Raw genomic sequence first — 18180 nt, forward strand, 5'->3', positions numbered from 1 at the left:
CCTACGAAAAAACGTTGCCCGAGAAATGCTTCCACAAACCTGCCAACTGATGATATTGTCATTTTAGCCATGTCAGCCTCCTGCTAGTTTCACTTTTACTGGTATACTACCAGATTAAACAGGGGAGTGCTGACATGGTATTTTATGTCTTATTTTCCCATACTGGCGCGGATCATGTCCGCTACCCTGCGTTTTAGCTCACGGACCGGGATGATATATGTGATCGGGCAGTTGAGACAGTGCTTATCAGTGATATTTCCGGTGATGAGTTGTTTGCGTAGATCCGTATAGCCGGGTGTGTGCATGGCTTCGCGGACATTGTTGTAATTATTGAGATTCGCCATGATGTCGCCACGGATACAGCAGGAATGCAAGCTACCGTCCGGCATTATGTAGACTGAATTCCATGGGAAGAGACACGCTCTTGTTTCTCCCGGACCTGGAATGCCGCTTTTTTGACCATACATCCGTGCATCACCCTGAATGCTGTGCATTTGTATGCCCAGCTCTACTGGTTTTACTGCCAGTTCCAGATCCACTTTATATTCTTTTCCCGCGTGTTCCACTGTCAGCTTTGCTTCGACCATTTCTTTCCATGCTGGATGCATGCTCATGCGGAGTTTGTTTTGCTCGGCAATTTTAAGTGCTCGCTCAACGCACCCAAGGGCTTCTCGGAATTCGTCCTGATGAAGAGAAAAAATGCTGTTGACCGGAAGCTTCCTATCATCAAAATATGCAAGCTCATTGCAGTTCAACTGGGGGACATTGTTGGAAACCGCAAGGCTTACAAGGGCCGGAAGTTGTGAAACCACACGGTCTGTCAGGGTACACATCCACTGAAAGTCGGGCATGGGTAAGTCTTGGTTGATAGCCGCAGCCCTGATTTTGTGCATATTTAAAAGCATTCTTTGCAGGTTCGCGGGGGGCCGTACTTCTTTAAGAATTTCAGGGTCAGGAGAGTCTATACTGAATTGAATATGATTGAATCTGGCAAGGACGCGGCAATCCTCGTCACTCAGTTCCATATTGAAGTTGGAGCAAAGGTTCATGGTTACCTCGGCATCCAGAAGTTCTGTGCAGTACTCTGTCCAATTTTTACCGATGAGTGTTTCCCCGTAAAATCCTACAGTAGCCTGAATGACGTCGTTTTCCTTTATGTAATCCACGGTTTTGCGCAGCAGGGAGTTGTCCATTTCCATACCCTCAGCTTTGTTCCAACTCTGGGGGCAATATACGCAGCTCAAATTGCATTTGGTGATTGGCTGAAAATTAACTGAATCAAGCTGTAGCGGAGGAAAGCGCAGGTCATAATCGGATAATATCTCGGGGAAATCATGCTCATTTTCGTCTTGGGCAAATTTTGTAACCTTGTTGATGAATTCAGCGGCCTCACGGCTTACATTATCCCACTCAGCGCTCATCTTTCCGTTATGGATGCGTACTTCTTTTTCTACAAACTGACGGTGCAAATGGTCCGCCCGGTCAGCAGCCCATGCGGATATATAGTCGATACTCATAGGTGTATCTAACTGTATAGTTCTTACGTCCTGTTTACTTAGATCAAAGGCAATCATTTCATCGGAGTCCGTGACAACGTATATTTCATCCATGCTTTCGCAGATGCTCTGGACGCAATCGTCGTCAATTGCTCCGTAGAACTCGTTAAGGACAACCGGATTGATCATAATAGGGTGGAGATGGAAATTATAGGCGACTACTCCTTCCTCTGGAATTTCCCACAAAAGTTGTGACGGCCAGCCATTGGCATTCGGAGAGTCGACAAAAGCGTTTCTGGTATCCGGATGAATATGTTTTATGGCCAGATCAACCATTTCCCGTGCTTCGATAGGGGCTGCAACGGAATCATCGGAAAAGAATAGTTCTCGCATGCGTGGACGGAATTTTTCTCTCGTTACCCGCATTGTTCCGATCATGATGGCCTTGTAGCCTTCTTTGCTTCGCAGGTAGAGGTTCCGAAAAGTGGATTCTGAAATGACAGCATCCGGGGCAAGAACAACAGTTCTTGCTTTTTCCTCGTGCGCTTTGCGCAGGGCGTGTTTGTGACTTTGGACCATGTATTCGTACTTATTGGCACTATCCATCATATCGAAATCAACAGTATATAGCCGCACATCCATAATCCGGGTCAGCTCCTTAAAAGCAGGGGATTGCTTTATGGTTCGACTGTCTTCGGGGGTGGTGTAAATGATGTAAACTGAGCGGGCTTCGGTGTTCAGGGCTTCTAAGTTGTTGGGTCCAAATTGTGTAGGCAGGGTGTCATTTACAAACAGGGATGTGAAATCATCGCCAAAGACGGTAATGACGATGTGGAAGTAAATTGGGTCTTTACCACGGTGAACATTGTTCTCCACATATTCATCACAGGGAAAAACATCCATGTCAGCTGCGTTGTACGCATGTTGCAGGTATTGCTGTTTGATTTTTTCATCGTTGGGTGCGAGCTGAAGAGCATGGCTGAACAGCTCTCCAGCCTGATACAGCATTTCCTGCCGGGTAAAAAAATCGGCGATACTCAGTGAGGTTTCAAGGTCCGGCTTGGTCAGTTCAAGATATTGTTTAAAATACTTTACAGCGGTTTTTGGCTGGTCGCATTTTACGGCTAACTCTGCAGTGAGTTTAATCGCTAACGTATTTTGACTTTCTTCCTTGAGCATCCGTTTCAGTGCGATTTCTGCTTCAATGTAGTTTTCATCAGCAAGAAATTGGGCTGCCTCATCTAAAAGCTGTTCAATATTCATATGTTCTCCGTAAGTGATGCAGGTTGCAGGAAAATATTTATCAGTCCGGGATAATGAAATTTATTTGTGGATAGCAGCCATTTATACGCTGGGCAATACGTGTTCCCAATTCTTTGTTGAATCCCATTATTACCGCCGCTCCCTGTGGAATGCTTTCCGGGCCGATGATGGGAATGTTCATGTGGGTTTGACCTTGTTTGCTCGGGTCTTCATCAACAAAAAAGGAAACTTCATCAAGTGATGCAGCCAGCCACGTTCCGGCTACGGCTGTACCAAAGATTCCAACTTTTTGTTTTGCGCAAGCTTGTTTTGCTTTGCGGTGCAGTTGATTTAGCCAGTCCAAAGAGCTGTTCATTCTTTGCAGATTCTTCTCAATCTGGACCGAGGGTTGATTCGTTACTCCTTTCCGGGCAGTGAAGCCGATTTCTTTGGCCAACCAAGGGTCAGTGCGTTTGATGACTTCCAAACCTGACTGTACAGCTAAAAATTCCAGAGTGTCCGGGGTGAAATGTGAGCAGTGGTCGCAGACCATAAGGTCAAAGGGATTATCTTCAAATGATGAAGTATGAACCATGATTTGTCCGCCATCGCGGAGCAGGCCAGCTAATTGTTTAAAAGTACCTAACGGATCGGTCAGGTGTTCAATCACATAAGTCATGGTGATCAGGTCGAATTTGCGGTCGATCTGATTTAATTTTCCGGAATAAAATCCTTTCACTCCGGTAAGATGCAGGATTTCCTCTCGTTGTGCTGATTGTTCATGTCCGTACAAATCCCATTCGGGGAGGCGCATGTGAAATTGCTCAAGCAGGCTGCCGTTGCCACACCCCACATCAAGCATTTGTCCTTTCTCCGGTAGGGAAAGCGTAGGGATAAGTTGGTCCAGCAGGACTCCGCTGCGGGGCTTGCCTGTACCGCTGTCATCGAAAACGAGTGGCTCACTCCCATCGCTTAGGGGGTACATTTCGTAGCCGGAGTATATTTTGTTGATGTCTTGGAACCATTGCAGGGAAAGTCTTTTTTGGGCGTGTCCGCAATCGGTGCAAAGCAGGAACTCTCCCGCTCGCGGCCATGGTTTGCAGTCTGAAGTAATACCGGGGAAGTCATTGAATTCAGCAAAGCTATGCAGATTGCTGCTTCCGCAAAGCAGGCAGCAGGGGCGCAGAAGTTTTTCAATAAGTCTGTCAGGTGCGGGAAATTTGAATTGGATGAATTCTTCCGTTGCGCTTGAATCAAGACCGCAATGCGTCGGGCAGTAATCCAGAAATTCTTTGCAGCTGGCAGGCTTGATCAAATTGCTGTCGAAGCCTGATAATTCACAAAGTTTTTGGGCAAATTCAAGATAGCTGATCTCTTGCGGACCGGAACAATGGAAGACTCCACTGCCGCCGTTCTCCATTATCCGACAGCAGGCACGGGCCGCATCTTCAAACAGGACCGGAGCAATAGTCAGGTCTCTGAACGGGGTAATTTCATTTCCCGCTGCAAGATCGTTCAGCCAGCCGGAAATAAGCGGAGTGTCCCGTTCCAGAATCTTGGTCAGCCGCACGATGGCTGTCTGTTCAGGATAATTGAGCAGGAATCTTTCCACTTCTGTTTTTTGGCGGCCGTATTCTGTGACTGGACAGGTGGGAGCCTTAGCTGTGGGATAAGGGGCATCACCATCAAAAACCGCAGTGCTGGAGGGAAATAATATTTTTGTACCCCGTTCCAGAAGAGTGCGGCAGAGCTTAATTGTTTGGTCTACGTTAACTCTGCGGGATTCTGGATTGTCTGCGCATTCTTTGTATCCTGAAATCCCGGCAGCTATGAACGCCCAGTCGGTTTTTTGGAGATTAGTGAACTCTTGTTCATTTTTAAAATCAAAATGAATAAGTTGCTGATCTTTTCGCGAAGTCTGGAATAGTTCATGCCCGGATTCTTGGGCCTGCCATGCAATGGCATTTCCGAGCGAGCCGTCACCTATAACCAAAATTTTCATTACGCTCCGCCTTAATTAAACAAAGGGCAGGTGGTCGGGGTTGGCATTCAGGTAGTCGTGAATAAGCATATTCTTACCATTGGAAACGCAGTGATGGTTGCAATGCTTGGACGGGTTGATCTTGAAGAACTTATCCCGGTTATTGAACCAGAAATCCTTGAAGCGCACATCCTTGATGGACCCCAGTTCTCCGCAATCAAGGTTGTAGGCCTTATCCTGACAGGCGTAGACCCGTTGGTCCGCTCCGATGATGGGCAGAATTTGCTGGTAGGGGCACCACTGGTAGTGTTTATCGAATTTTTCGTCCAGTTCGTGATAGGCATCAAAAACTTCGAAACCCTCTGATTGCAGTTCTTCTTTAGCTCGCTGGGTCTGTTCTTTGATTCTTCCAAATACTGGCGCGTGGTAGCGGTTATTTTCATGACCGTCATTGCTGACCACGCATCCTGAAAATTTTATACTGTCCACTCCCGCATTCTTGAGTTTTTGGCCCATTTCAAAGACGTGATCGGCATTATCTCGGTTGATGACGTAACTGACACCCAGAAAACATTTACCGTTCAGCTTCTTGAAATTTTCGATGTTGGTCATGATCTTGGAGAATTCATCCTCAGCAACCGAGCGAAAGCGCGAATAGCTGGGACCGTCCCAGCCGTCCATGGAGATTCTGAGCCATGTGCCTATGGAGGCAAATACCTCGGCTACTTCGCCGTGCAGCAAGCCGCCGTTGGTCAGAGTGGCGATGCTCACTCCGCCTTCAGCCAGAGTTCGTGCCGTTGTTGCCAGTTGCGGATAACAAAGCGGTTCCCCTCCGCCACTGAAAGTTACAGCCTTGACACCCATCTCAATACAATCAGTGACTATCTCTTTCATTTTTGCAGCAGGGATACGGTCGGCAATGGACATGTCCTGTCCCAATTGCAAGTTTGGATTGCGGTACGCGCAGTAAGAACAACTGTGGTTGCATGTATTGGTCGGCTTGATGCGGATATGGAGAGGTGCTTCGGTACGCTCCGATTCCGGGGGTAGTGAATCCAGTTTGTGCTGGTAATGGAAAATTTTCAGGTTGGTGTAGAGCTGCATGTAATCCCCCGTTTATTCGAAGTAGATGAATTCATAGTCGCCGGAATAATTGAATTCCTTGAAAAGCCATTCCCACTCTTTCTTACTAAAAAAAGATTCGCAGGTCAGTGCCCAGCATTGGAGGTTAAACAATTCCTGCTCATTGCGGAAGCTTTCAACGCAAAGATATTTATTTCGTCCGACCCGTTCCATTTCCGCAAGGGCTTTTTTGAAATTGAAAACCGGCAGATTGTGCAGGGAGTTGATGGAGATTACCAGATCGAATTCTCCATCTACATAAGGGAACGGTTCTTCGGCCCGCTGGATGAACAGGCTGTTTCGTATTTCTTCTCTGGCGCCTTCGAGTCCGTGGCGGGAAATATCAAATCCGTGAACTTCCATGCCTAGCTTGTGCAGTTCATAGAGCAGGAATGCTTTGCCGCAGCCCACATCCAGAACACGCGAACCTTTGTTGAGTCCGTATGTTTCGATCATTTTTTCGGCCACCGGGGTCCAGTATCCTGCCAAATAGCGATAGCCTCCATAGCCGTAGCGGCGGTCGCCGTCCCAGTAATCGAATTCGTATTCTTTGGCCTTGAGCATGCACTGAACTTTCTCGTCCATCATGCGCGGCAGGTATTCGCGTTTGGTTGATGTATGCAGCGGAGTGACTAAGTTTAATAAATTTCCCATAATATTTTATATGATGCGCTATGCGTTTTTGGATGAAATGATTTCGCCTCCGGCGGCTTAAGGAGCTAAGCCCCTTAATAATCCCTAGTTGTTATAATTGGAGCTTATTTTAAAAGTTTGCGGGTCTGTTCAACAATATTTTCAGCAGTCAGTCCGTTGTGGGCGAAGTGTTCCAGCTGAGAGCCGTAATTTTCGCTGAAAGAATCAGGCAACCCGATTCGCTTCATGCGTAGCGGGTTGGGCAGACATGCTTCCGCAAGGATTTCAGTCACTGCGCTGCCGAGTCCGCCAAGGATGGTATTTTCTTCCACGGTGATAATCGCCCGAGTTTCCCGGGCCCGCGAAATTATGGCCTCGTTGTCCAGCGGTTTGATGGTCGGTAAATGCAAAATAGATGCTTCGATCCCAGCCTCAGCTAGTAATTCCCCGGCCTGTTTCATGATTCCCAGCATGACCCCGCAGCCGATCAGCAGCACATCCTTACCTTCGCGATAGGAGTATGCTTTGCCGATCTCAAATGAATTTCCAGAGAGGGGGGCCTTGGTGACGATGGGGTCGTAGCCTTTGGCTAAGCGGATGAAAATGGGCCCTTGATGATTCAAGGTGTGGGGCATAATCCGGTTCATCTCTTCAGCATCGGCCGGGGAAAGTACGGTCAGGTTGGGAATAACCCGCAGAATGGAAATATCTTCCGTGGCCCAGTGGGTGGGGCCGAGCGGGGCATAAACTAGACCTCCGCCATTGCCGATGAAACGCACATTCAAATTGTGCATACAGGCATCGAGCAGCAATTGCTCGTAGCAACGGCGGGTCAGGAAACTCTGGATGGTGTTAACGTAGACCACCTTCCCTTCATGAGCCATACCACAGGCCATTCCAACGGTATGTGCTTCGGCAATTCCTTCCATGAAAAAACGCTTCGGCATCTCTTCTTGGAAATGGGAGAGAGTTCCCGCGCCGAGATCGGAACCTATAAAGACAACCCGCTCATCTTTTTTAGCCAATTGGTAGACCTGTTCCAAGCAGGCTTTACGCATGGTAATTCTCGATACTTTTAATGATCATAGCGTGGTCTTCGGCAGACATTTTTGTTTTGTGATGCCAAGTGGGATTGTTTTCAGCTGTAGGTATGCCTTTGCCTTTTATGGTATGACAGATGATTGCTGACGGTTTTTCTTTTGCAAAGGGCAGGTCAACGAAAGTCTGTTCCAGTGCGGTTACATCGTGTCCGTTCACCTCGCGCACTTCGAATCCAAAGCTTTTCCATTTGTCAGCAAAGGGTTCTAGGCCGGAAATATCTTCGGTTGCGCCGTAGGATTGCAGCTTGTTGTAATCCACAATGGCGGTCAGGTTGCTGAGCTTCTGGCGGGCCGCACTCATGGCTGCTTCCCAGACGGCTCCTTCGCCGCATTCACCGTCACCGAGTACGGTAAAAACTCGGCTGGTTGAGTTGTCGATTTTGAGTGCCGCAGCAATACCCACAGCAAAGGATAGTCCGTGCCCAAGGCTTCCGGTGGCGAACTCCACCCCCGGAGTCTTGGTTGTGGGGTGACCGCCCAGTAGCCCCTCAAAGGAACAGAAGCTGAACAGTTCTCCCTCAGTTATAAATCCTTTATCGGCTAGCAAAACATAGAGAGTCAGACAGCCATGCCCCTTACTGAGGATTAAACGGTCCCGCTCTGGCAATTGCGGGTCAGCAGGATCATATTTTAAAACCGAGTCATAAAGCACGCGCAATATTTCCACCAAAGACATGGACGGACCGACATGGCCGCGTCCTGCATGGTGGAGCACATCCACTATTTTTTTTCTGAGCTGTTTAGAACGCTGGTCCAAGTCCTTTCTCCAAATGTATTAGCGCAAGTTCAGTGCGGTTAAAATCTTCTGATCTTTATTAAGGAAATTTTCAGCCTTTTCAAGCTGTTCCCGGCGGAGTTCATCGCGTGGGACCATTTCCCCATTGGCGAACTCCCGTTGTTCGAGATGATGGTTTAAAAATTCGTTAAGCAGGATCATGCACCACTTTAGGCGAAACAGGGGTAGATAAGTCTTGAAGCGGGTTATGAAATTTTTATCTGTTTTGAAAGTATCTATCATACCAGTAAAGAATAGTTTCATCTGGCTTTCATTCAAATTCATTGCCGGATGGAGCAGAAAATCTGAGGTCGCTTTTACGGGATCATCCCAACCGAAATATTCAAAGTCTACAAAAGTGAACTTGTTATCACTTTTAATCATGTTGTGGAAACCAAAGTCGGACGGGCTGAGAATTCTCAAGTCATGTGGAAGTTGTTTGTTCCATAATTTGCCGGGGAAATTCTGTTTTGTGTTGTCGATACACTTTTTTAATTCCGGCAAGAATTTATCGTCCAGATATGAATGCATGCGTTGATAGAGTTCATCTTGTGCAGGCAGACCGCGTAGTTTTTCAAATCTTAAATGGATGTTTTCAATCAATTCAGCTGGTGAGAAACATGCTTCAGCGGCGTGGGGCAAAGTTGCGGCATTAGCTTTGGTAGATATTTTTTTGAGTTTGGCGAGGAATGAGAGTACGGCCCGGATGCTTTCGTACGTTGTTTCTTCCACAGGATTTCCATGGATGAATGAGTAAATCGTTCCTTGGGCGGATTCATCAAACCCTATAGGGCGAGGGATACAAGTTATTCCTGATTCATTCATGAATTTCAGTGCAACCCATTCCTGATTAAGCCTGCTGCATCCGTCTGCTGTGGGCTGGAGATAGAATTTTGTTAGCAGAGTGCAGCCAGACTTACAGTCAACCCGAAAGACCCGGCTGTTGCGTCCTGCCCGGATTCGCGTGGTATTGACCGGAATTTCCCCGGTCAAAGTAAGGACAAGTCTTTTGGGATCAGATTCTACCATTTTTGATCCCCGTGGATACAAATTCGCTGATCTGTGCAAAATCTGGAAGTATAGTCATGTCGAGTCGGTCGATATTTAGCTCTGACGAAATAAGAATTTTAGCGGTCTGCTTCGGGAAATCAGGTTCAAGAAAAAATTCTTTTAGATCGTCAATGAAAAGGAAGCAGTTCAATTCACGAATTGTTGCGATTTTTTCAGCCCGTGTGGACAGAAAAAAAACATCATCTTCAGTCAGACCCAAACCGGATTCGGCAAAAAAATTATGTTGCTGCAGAAAGTCCATTGCCGCTGCGCGCAAATTTATTTTGTTTTCGCCGTAATTTGGATAACGAGTTTTGTGACTGACAATTTGAAATTTAATTCCCCGTTCTTTTAATCCCAGCAGAAAATCCCAGACACCGTCCATGAGTTCCGCCCGCTGCATGTGTGTCCCATAAATGGCGACCTGTAGTTTCTGCCATTCAATTTCGCCATGTTCAGCACGGACCTCGTCACGGATTATTCGTTTGATCTTGGGCGTATCACTTGAAATCAGACCGCGCTCAAGAGCAATGCCATGCAAGGCATTGTCATAGCAGATAATAGTATTATCAAGGTCGATTCCAACAAGCATAACCCAGTCCCCTAATAGGGATTCCAAAGGGGCTTAGCTCCTTTGGTCCCGCTGAAAGCGCCCGCCGGGAGGCGAAATCTTCTTATCTCAAAGCGCGAAGCGCATCAACTTTCTATATAAAATTTACATGATCACCGGGATTTTTAAGCTCCCAGAGATAAGCGTTAATCTTGTCCATGCGGCAGTTGACGCGGCACTGCTGCGGATTAAGATTCTCGGCACACCATTTGAAGGATGCTGCCCGTTTTTTTCCGGTCCAGATTTCTTCAAAGCTGTTTTCATGAATATTTCCGTAGAGGAAATTGTCATCGTTGAGGTAAATACTGCATCCCCAGACATTGCCCTTGGAATCAATGTAGGACCAGAAGGGCAGGGCGTTGCAATGTTTGTAGTCGCGTTTACGTCCGTCCCAAATTTTCATGGTTTCGCTACGGAAGATTACGTTGAAGCTGTCCGTTTTGTAGCTTTGCAAAAGTTCTTCAAGTTCGCTGCAATCAGTGTAGCTTATGTCTTTGTACTCGGTACAAATGCTCTGAGGATGATGGGAGTAGGGCTTGATTACCAGATAGTCCATGCCCGCGTCACGGGTCAGTCCGGCCAGAGTCTCCACTTCCCCTTCATTTTCAGGCAGCAGCACCAACTGTACTCCCAAAGTACATTTGGCCTGCTGTTTTTCACGGATATTGGCAGCTGTTTCCAGATTTTTGAGCACGCGCTGAAAATCATTTTCCTGCGTGCCGTGAATACGGGAGTATGTTCCGGGAGTTCCCCCGTTCAGGCTGACCTTGATCCAACTGGTGTAAGGCATTATTTTAGCGGAGTTTTTTTCATCCAGCAGCACTGCGTTGCTGGTTAGGGCAACGTCAATCCCTGCTTCCTTGGTGGCGCGGATGATCTGGTCCATATCCTTGTGCAGCAGAGGTTCACCTTCTCCCGCATACATGATGCTTTTTACTCCTAGTTTCCCCATTTCGCTTAGTCTTGCAGTCAGGATTTCCGTGTTGAGAAAGTCGGGCTTGTATCCGGCAAAGTCGAGGCCGCAGAATTTGCAACGGTGATTGCAGGCTCCGGCAGGACTAAGCTCCATGTATACTGGATAAATATTTTCCCCTTCCAGCCAGTCTGCCACCCGGCGCGGGTGCAGGTGCATTTTGTGGGAATCTATACGCAAATTATCGCTCATTAATAATCCTTACGGGGTGGGAATGGAAACGGAATCCATCCAGTAATGCAAAATGCAGGAATGTCCGGTTTCGGCCATGCCGTATGTCTCAGCAGGCAGCCAAAAATTGATGTCGCCGATGGAACGCAAATTGTTTTCCGGGGACATGGCACTGAGGGTGACCACCGAAGCCCCGGTTTCAGCGGCAAAGCGGCAGGCATTGAGCACATTGGGTGAGTTGCCGGAGCTGCTGATGGCGACCAGCATATCATTGGGAGTGAGTCTGCGCTTGAGTGGCTCCACAAAGACCTGATCGTAGGAAATATCGTTGGCAAGGGCGGTAATAAGTGCCAGATCGGTAAAAACCTGCGTGTGCACATGGGCATTTTTTGCAAGGTCGGCGGAAAAGTGGCTGGCCATGGATGCACTTGCCCCGTTGCCGATCAGGTAAATAATTTTGCCCTGCTCACGAAGTTTCTCAGTCATGTTTTTCCATACACTAAAAGCCTGATCACAACCCTCGGGGCAGCAATTGTTACCACTTACTTGAATAGAACTTAGGCAATTCTGTAAATTTTCTGTATGCTTATTCCACAAGGTCTTTTCCCGGTGGTTAAAGTTTGGTGGCAGCGGTCCAGAGTTGGGGAATGGTCTGATTATGAAATCCCCGCACATAAAAGCTCTTGCCACCGTCGGCAATTGTTCGAACCAGCATGGTTTTCCACGGCCTGAAATAATATTGGGCATCGCTTTTAGGAGCTTCGCTTCCAACCTGTTCGGGCAGATCATGCAAATCGCATACTAAAGTTGTGAAATCTCGAATGGTTGTTGCGGGATTAGAATTTGCAGCAGCGTTGCGGACCATGGCGAGGGCTTTGAGGTAGATCTCCGGGGCCATGACGGCACTGCCGAAATTCATGACCACCCCGTGTTCAAGGTTTTCCATCTGGCTGGCAAAAATCAGGAAATCACGATAACTGGCCTCGCCGATAGCTGCGCCGTCGCAATTGGGATGCTCGTGAATGATATCATATCCGATCCCGGCATGGACGGTAATTGGAATTCCCAGTTCATAAGCCTTGGCAAAAAGGCTGATTTGCGCATGGGGGAGTTTGTTATCGTAAATGTACTTACCCACAGCTTCGCCGAAACCAAGTTCCTGCGCATTGCTTTGGGAAACAATGTCGTTAAGAAGCCCGGTTTCTTTCCAGAGGCCGAACTGTCCGTTGGAGATGTAAGTGGCGACGCATTCCGTGGTCTGTCCAAGCAGGGCGAATTCAAAATCGTGGATAGCGCAGGCTCCATTGACCGCAATGCAGCTGATTAATCCTTTTTCCATGAGTCCAAAAAGGTAATGCTGCATGCCGGAACGGATCACATGCGCACCGATCATGAGCACCCGTGCGCTGCCTTTGTCCCGCGCTGTTGCAAGCTCTTTTGCCACAGTTTTAAGGGAAGGATGAATCGCTGCACAAGGTTTGGGTTGTTCGATAAGTCCGGTATCAATCAGGCTTTTACGCTCTGACAGAGGAAGTACCCTAAGTTTGCTGCGGTCGAATTGGCGGTATTTGCTGCTCATTTTATTTCATGGTCGCGGTTATGTATTTGCGCATGGATTGTTTGTCGATTGCCCGGTCATTACCCATGATCTGCACAGCCAGCGATCCGGCAATATTGCCGAGGAAGCCGACCAGTTCTTCGTGCAGTCCCATGCAGGCGGACATGGACGCAATGGAAAACAGCGCGTCCCCGGCACCGACCCGGTCCACCACATTGGACTGAAAGGAAGGTATACGCACGAACTCACTGTCCGGATTGTATAGCGAACAGCCACGACTGCCCTGTGTGACCAAACAAATTTTGCTCTTCAGGCGATCTCCGGTTTCAATGAGCAGGGGGCGCAGTTCATTCATCTGATCGCGGGTTTCAAGACGCAATTCGTGTTCAGCCAGTGAGAAAAAGTCCATCTGCGGATATTTGCCGATGGTATTGAATCCCCGGTTTCCGGCATTGGCCTGCGTGTTTACCGCAAGGTAGGGCGATTTTTTTGTAAGCAAATCAACGACCGCAGGGCTTATCAATCCGTGACCAAAGTCGGCAGCAAGCACTAGATCGTAACCAGAAATCATGTCTTCCAGCTCGGCGCAGATCTCCTGTTCCACCTTTTCCGGCAGCGGGCTGTCATCCATGACGTAGATTTCCATGACTTTGCTCAAGGAATAGTTGTCAATGAACCTGCGCTTAAGGGTGGTCGGCCCGCCCTGACGGGTGAAAAAGCGGGGCTTGATTTTGGAATCCAGCTTTTTACAGATAAAATCTTCGTAGCGTTCTTTTTCACCGAGCATGGTCAGCAGGGTTACTTTCCCGGCAAAGTTGGCTACGTGATTGGCTACGGCCAGTGCGCCCCCGGCATAAAGTTCATGGGACTGGTACTTGAGGGCAAGGATGGGATCTTTGGAAGATTTCCCCAGTGTGGAAGCAATCTGGTATTCATCAAGGATAGTATCTCCAATGACGAGTACCTTGAGGTCCTGCATGCGTTCCAGATGACCCAGCAGGTCATCGAGTTGATAGCGGTTACGGAACATTTTCAGGTACTCGTCCAGTTCTTCGCTATTGCGGTTCAAATAGCGGTTGATCAGATTGGAGGAGCTGTAGACAATGTCCGATGTGAAGACCAGTTCAGCACCGATCTCGCGGACCACGTCAGCTTCCTTGCCGATCTTGCCCAGCGGATCGTTCTCGATATCTTTAAATTCATCGCCTTTGGCATAAACATGCGGGCGAATGGTGCGCAGAGTTTCTTCGGCAGTAGGCCATTCATTAATGGCTACGTAATCGGTTTCACCAAGCGAGGCGAGGGCTTCGGCGCGCAGAATTTCAGTGAAGGCCGGGCGATCCGGGCCTTTGTCCACGTAGCGGTCCGGGGTCAGAGTGACGATCAGTATCTCGCCGTGTTCCTTGGCCTGATTGAAATAGCGGATGTGTCCGATGTGCAGCAGGTCGAATACGCCGTGACAGAGCACGATTCGTTTACCGCTCTCTCGCAACTCTTTGGAGATTTCCGCAAGTTCTGAAATATTTTTTATCTTACTGTCCGCACTGGCCATTTATTCTGGTTTCCATGTCTTTCTTATTGATTTCAAGGGGCGCAGCCCGTCCGCAGGATCAGCCCGCCACTGACGGTCCGGGATTTCCACTTGTACCGGGACTTTGATTCCGTCTCCGTCCGCAGCCATACCTTCGCGAACGTTGCTGATCATTCTTTCAAGCTGATCCGGCAGCCAGCAATGCCCGAATTTGTATTCGGCCCCGGCCTCGTCAAGATCGAGATGCAGTTCAATTATCCGGGCGTCATATTTATGAATTGCCCGCTGGATGACAGCTTCGCTTACTGTATGATCAGACCATCCGATTTTGCAATTGAATTTATTTTTTATGGTTTGCATGGCCGCAAGATTGGCCTGATCAACCGGAGCAGGGTAGCCGGAGACGCAGTGAAGAAGGGTCAAGTCAACGCAGTTCGCATCGCGCAGAGTTTTCACTGCGGTATTTATTTCGGCCATATCAGCCATACCGGTGGAAAGCACCACGGGCTTGCCACTGGCTGCACATTTTTCAAGCAGGTCAGTCCAAAGCAACTCATAGGAGGCGATTTTAAAAAAGTCTACGTGCGGAGTCAGAACTTCGACAGCATCAAGATAGAATGGGGTGCATGAAAATTCTATTTTACGTTCTTGGCAATGCTGGGCCAGTAAGGGAATGAATTGTTCAGGGAGTTCCCATTGCTTGCGCTCCCGGTGTTCTTTGCTTTGCGTGAGAACCTCCGGGGCAAAGAGTTCTTCAATCCTGAATAGCTGGAACTTGACCGCACCGCAGCCGATGCGTGCGGCGGTGTCGATGAATTCATAGCAGCGTTCAAGGTCGCAGCCGTGGTTGCTGGAGACTTCGGCTATGAAGAGGGGGATGGTATTATTGGTTATGCTGGGCACGATTGGAGCACCTTTTTTTGTTGAAAAGTGAAACAATTATAATCAACGTTTACCGGGTAAGAATTCATTCTTAGCCCACCTCCAGCACCATCCGCTCAACAACAGGTCCATCATGCTTCCTTGAAATATAGTAGACCGCCACAATCTGTCCCTTGTTGTTTATTGCCAGATCTCCGTAACCGCCGTGGAAACGGCCGCCTTTATACCATGCTAGGGTCTGGGGGTGGCTCCATGTTTCTCCCTCGTCTTCGGAGATGGTCAGGGTTACCCGGCATTTCCGGTTCTTGCGGATCATGCCCCGGTAGATTGCCAGCACCCGTCCGTCTGGCAGAATTTTGATAGACGGGGCCTCACCGTAAAGGCCGATGGGAGCCGGGGTGGACCATGTTTTGCCGTCATCATCGGAAATGGATTTGAATAGGCCGTCCTCGCAGGGGGCCTGACGTATAAGGGCTATTATCCTGCCTGAAGGCAGGCGGGCAATGGATGTTTCATTGAGCCTGTATTCTGGAAAATATTTGTAGATGTACGTTTGCTGGGAGATTTTTCCGCTTTCCGGGTTAAAGCGGAAAGTGCCGCAGCCCGGACCATTATAAAATGAACCGATAAACGTTTTTTCATCATCAAGAGTAGGGATGAAATGCCCGAAGGAGGACCATTCGCCATCGGGGAGGTCCAGCGGTTTGCGCTCTGGAAAGTTCTTGCCGCCGTCAGTGCTCAAGGAAAAATAGTTTCGGCGTAGTTCAGAGGTATGGGTGCGCGAGATGAGCAGCACCCGCTCATTGCCCAAATGGGTAACCAGTGCGTCATGCTCGTTGGTCCGTTCTTGAGCGTGACTGATGACTAGTTGCGGGCGGTCAAAAGTCTGCCCGCCGTCAGTGGAGCGGGTGGTGTAGATATCACCTGCCATGCCGTGATCCATTCTCTGTCGCAGATCATCGCTGATGTTTACTGCCCTGCGAAAGCCCACCAGCAATTCTCCGTTCACATCGGTGATGGTCGGGAAAGATTGGTAGCCGTCCCATTCCTGCGGGGTGATTCGTTTAGTGTCGATGATTGAGACAGACAGTTTGGGGCGTTTCTTAAGCATGTATTATTCTCCGGGACGGGGCTTAATGCTGAATCCGGTGCTGAAGGTGAATTTGGGGTCAGGGCCGCATCCGCGCAAGCTGGTTTCGTCCATTTCCTGCATGGAAAAAAATACCCTCACAAAGGGTGATGGTGCGGCCTGTCTGCATTTGATCATCCCGATAAAACCATGTTCCGGGTAAAGCGGGCTGATTTCCAAAGCCCGTTCCGCGCCGCCCAGAACTATCTTTGAGTCAGTCATGCCCAGCCCCTGTGAGGCCGAGACTGCAAATGAAATATTGTCGCTGTGATCAAAAGTAAGCCCGTTCAGCGGGAACTTTTCTTCCTTGCCGCCGTTGGATGTGGAGTAGAAAAGTTTGGTCGGGTCCATGTCTGCGGTAAGCAGGGTGACGTGTCCGATGCGCGCGAATCCAGGAGGTCTGCAATCCAGTGCAAAGCGGTAAAGAATATCGATCTGTTCACAGTTTTTATGGATACGCACTGCCTTATCGAGCATGCCCTGATAAAGATCAATGGAGCAGGAAGCGGTGATGAATTCATCACTTTCATCAATTAACGGAGTTCTCCGGGCCAGATCGGTGTCCTTGGGGATTCCCGGACCTTCCATAATTATATGACCGGAAAAGAAGTCCGCGCCAAGGTCTATTTCTTCAAAATATCCGTGTTCAAGGGTTCCGAATGATGGAATGTTCTCGTGGGAGGGAAAGTGTGCTTTCTGTACGGCTAAACCTTTGGCGGTGTTCAGGGTCACGGATGCGCTTTCCGTCTTCAACTTTAGCATGCGGCCGTGCTTCGATGCCGGGGTGCCGGAGATTTGAAAATACGGTTCTCGGACAGCAGATTTGGTTTCAAAGGCCAGTTGTTCCAGCTTTTCACTTGCTTCAGCGTACCGTTTTCCGGTGATGTGGGTGCGCAGGTCACTGGACCAGCAGAAACATAGTTCGCGCCATTTTTCTTCATTATCTGTGCAGAAAGGGAAGTCTTGTTCAAGTTTATGGCAGACCGCCCGGCAGAGGGAGTTTAGTTGGAAATCGTTGCGTCCGCTGAGTGCCCAGCGGGTAATGTTGTATTTGCTTTGCTTTTTGACCGGGATGGGCTGACTTGCACAGCTCAGGTCCAGTTTATTGCCACCCAACGTATGATTTAGGCCATCCAGTACCGCTGATGGCAGTTGGAATTTATGGCCGCGCTGCTGCAAGGTTTCAAAAACTTGCCGTATCAGCTTCCATTCGCTTTCTGCTTCCTGCACGGCTTCATTCTTGTAGCGGCGGGGACGGAAATCAAAAATCTCAGCATCATTGCCGTAGATGGGCAGCCAGCCTTCGCCTGTTCCCAGACCTTCCACATAATCAAGATATTCGGGTAGTTCCAGCTCTCGGTGGGCGAACCGTTGCAGCTTTTGAAAAACCATGGAGCGGCTCCAGATCACCGGAATAGATTCACCGTTGGTCCCTTTGGCTTGCTGGGGAAAATGTTGGATGTGCTCATCCCACTCAGCGTAGCGGGCCGGATTGTCGTAATCCATGAAAATAGCTTTGTATCCGGCCTTAAGATAGTGCTTAACCATGCCGGCGGACCAAGCCTGTTCATTGACCAGTGCTATTTGCGAAACAGTATCTAAAATTTTCTGCCCGCTCTGCATGCCCAGCGCAAGGTTGGCTAGGTTTACCGAGGACGGTACAAGGGGACCTATTATTTGTCCGTAGCCGCTGCCGATGAATTCGGTCTTACCCTCATGGAGCAGGGTTTTGAAATTTGTAATCCATTCAGGATCAAGGTCACGGATAATTTCAAGGGTGATTCCTGAAGCTTCAATGCCCAGCGGAAAGCCTTTATCGACCAACCTTAAAAGCGGCCAGTAGCAGCGCTTGATGACCTCTGTCCGGCTTTCTTCGGGAATGGAAGAAAACATGAGGTTAAGATGAAATATGGCAAAAATTTTCATA

Annotated in this window: 15 protein-coding genes; all 15 read right to left on the reverse strand. The window is 48.7% G+C overall.

Annotated elements, in window-relative coordinates; translation table 11 throughout:
* Nucleotides 1–149: 149 nt before the first annotated feature.
* Entirely contained in the window at nt 150–2759 is a 2610-nt protein-coding gene (locus D0S45_06365; protein TIH17279.1) for a radical SAM protein, read from the reverse strand.
* A gap of 40 nt (nt 2760–2799) precedes the next feature.
* Nucleotides 2800–4740, reverse strand: a complete 1941-nt coding sequence (locus D0S45_06370) for a methyltransferase domain-containing protein (protein TIH17280.1) — start codon at nt 4738–4740, stop codon at nt 2800–2802.
* Between the two features lie 15 nt (nt 4741–4755).
* Nucleotides 4756–5823, reverse strand: coding sequence for a radical SAM protein (locus D0S45_06375; protein ID TIH17281.1), 1068 nt, complete (start codon nt 5821–5823; stop codon nt 4756–4758).
* A gap of 12 nt (nt 5824–5835) precedes the next feature.
* A complete protein-coding gene (locus tag D0S45_06380; GenBank protein ID TIH17282.1) occupies nt 5836–6495 on the reverse strand; it encodes a class I SAM-dependent methyltransferase in 660 nt (219 codons plus the stop codon).
* 104 nt (nt 6496–6599) lie between these two features.
* Nucleotides 6600–7532: a transketolase gene (locus D0S45_06385; GenBank protein TIH17283.1), complete on the reverse strand. Its 933-nt coding sequence runs from the start codon at nt 7530–7532 to the stop codon at nt 6600–6602.
* The gene (locus D0S45_06390; protein TIH17284.1) at nt 7525–8331 is read right to left on the reverse strand and encodes a transketolase; all 807 of its coding nucleotides are present in this window, start codon (nt 8329–8331) and stop codon (nt 7525–7527) included. The genes D0S45_06385 and D0S45_06390 overlap by 8 nt, the downstream gene beginning before the upstream one ends.
* A gap of 18 nt (nt 8332–8349) precedes the next feature.
* Nucleotides 8350–9378 carry a hypothetical protein gene (locus D0S45_06395; GenBank protein TIH17285.1) on the reverse strand — a complete coding sequence of 343 codons (1029 nt, stop codon included), beginning with the start codon at nt 9376–9378 and terminating at the stop codon, nt 8350–8352.
* Entirely contained in the window at nt 9365–9991 is a 627-nt protein-coding gene (locus tag D0S45_06400) for a hypothetical protein (GenBank protein ID TIH17286.1), read from the reverse strand. Before D0S45_06400 ends, D0S45_06395 begins: the two co-directional genes overlap by 14 nt.
* Nucleotides 9992–10103: 112 nt before the next feature.
* On the reverse strand, nt 10104–11174 hold the full coding sequence (locus tag D0S45_06405) for a radical SAM protein (GenBank protein TIH17287.1): 1071 nt from the start codon (nt 11172–11174) through the stop codon (nt 10104–10106).
* A 9-nt stretch (nt 11175–11183) separates the two neighbouring features.
* A complete protein-coding gene (locus D0S45_06410) occupies nt 11184–11750 on the reverse strand; it encodes an SIS domain-containing protein (protein ID TIH17288.1) in 567 nt (188 codons plus the stop codon).
* Between the two features lie 16 nt (nt 11751–11766).
* On the reverse strand, nt 11767–12732 hold the full coding sequence (locus D0S45_06415; GenBank protein ID TIH17289.1) for a hypothetical protein: 966 nt from the start codon (nt 12730–12732) through the stop codon (nt 11767–11769).
* 1 nt (nt 12733) lies between these two features.
* The gene (locus D0S45_06420; GenBank protein TIH17290.1) at nt 12734–14263 is read right to left on the reverse strand and encodes a cytidyltransferase; all 1530 of its coding nucleotides are present in this window, start codon (nt 14261–14263) and stop codon (nt 12734–12736) included.
* Nucleotides 14264–15145 (reverse strand): N-acetylneuraminic acid synthase, encoded by an 882-nt coding sequence (locus D0S45_06425; protein ID TIH17291.1) that lies wholly within the window; start codon nt 15143–15145, stop codon nt 14264–14266.
* A gap of 70 nt (nt 15146–15215) precedes the next feature.
* Nucleotides 15216–16235, reverse strand: a complete 1020-nt coding sequence (locus D0S45_06430; protein ID TIH17292.1) for an exo-alpha-sialidase — start codon at nt 16233–16235, stop codon at nt 15216–15218.
* A gap of 3 nt (nt 16236–16238) precedes the next feature.
* Nucleotides 16239–18179 carry a glycoside hydrolase gene (locus tag D0S45_06435; GenBank protein TIH17293.1) on the reverse strand — a complete coding sequence of 647 codons (1941 nt, stop codon included), beginning with the start codon at nt 18177–18179 and terminating at the stop codon, nt 16239–16241.
* Between the last annotated feature and the right edge of the window lies 1 nt (nt 18180).

The sequence above is a fragment of the Marinifilum sp. JC120 genome (assembly GCA_004923195.1).
Taxonomy (GTDB): domain Bacteria; phylum Desulfobacterota; class Desulfovibrionia; order Desulfovibrionales; family Desulfovibrionaceae; genus Maridesulfovibrio.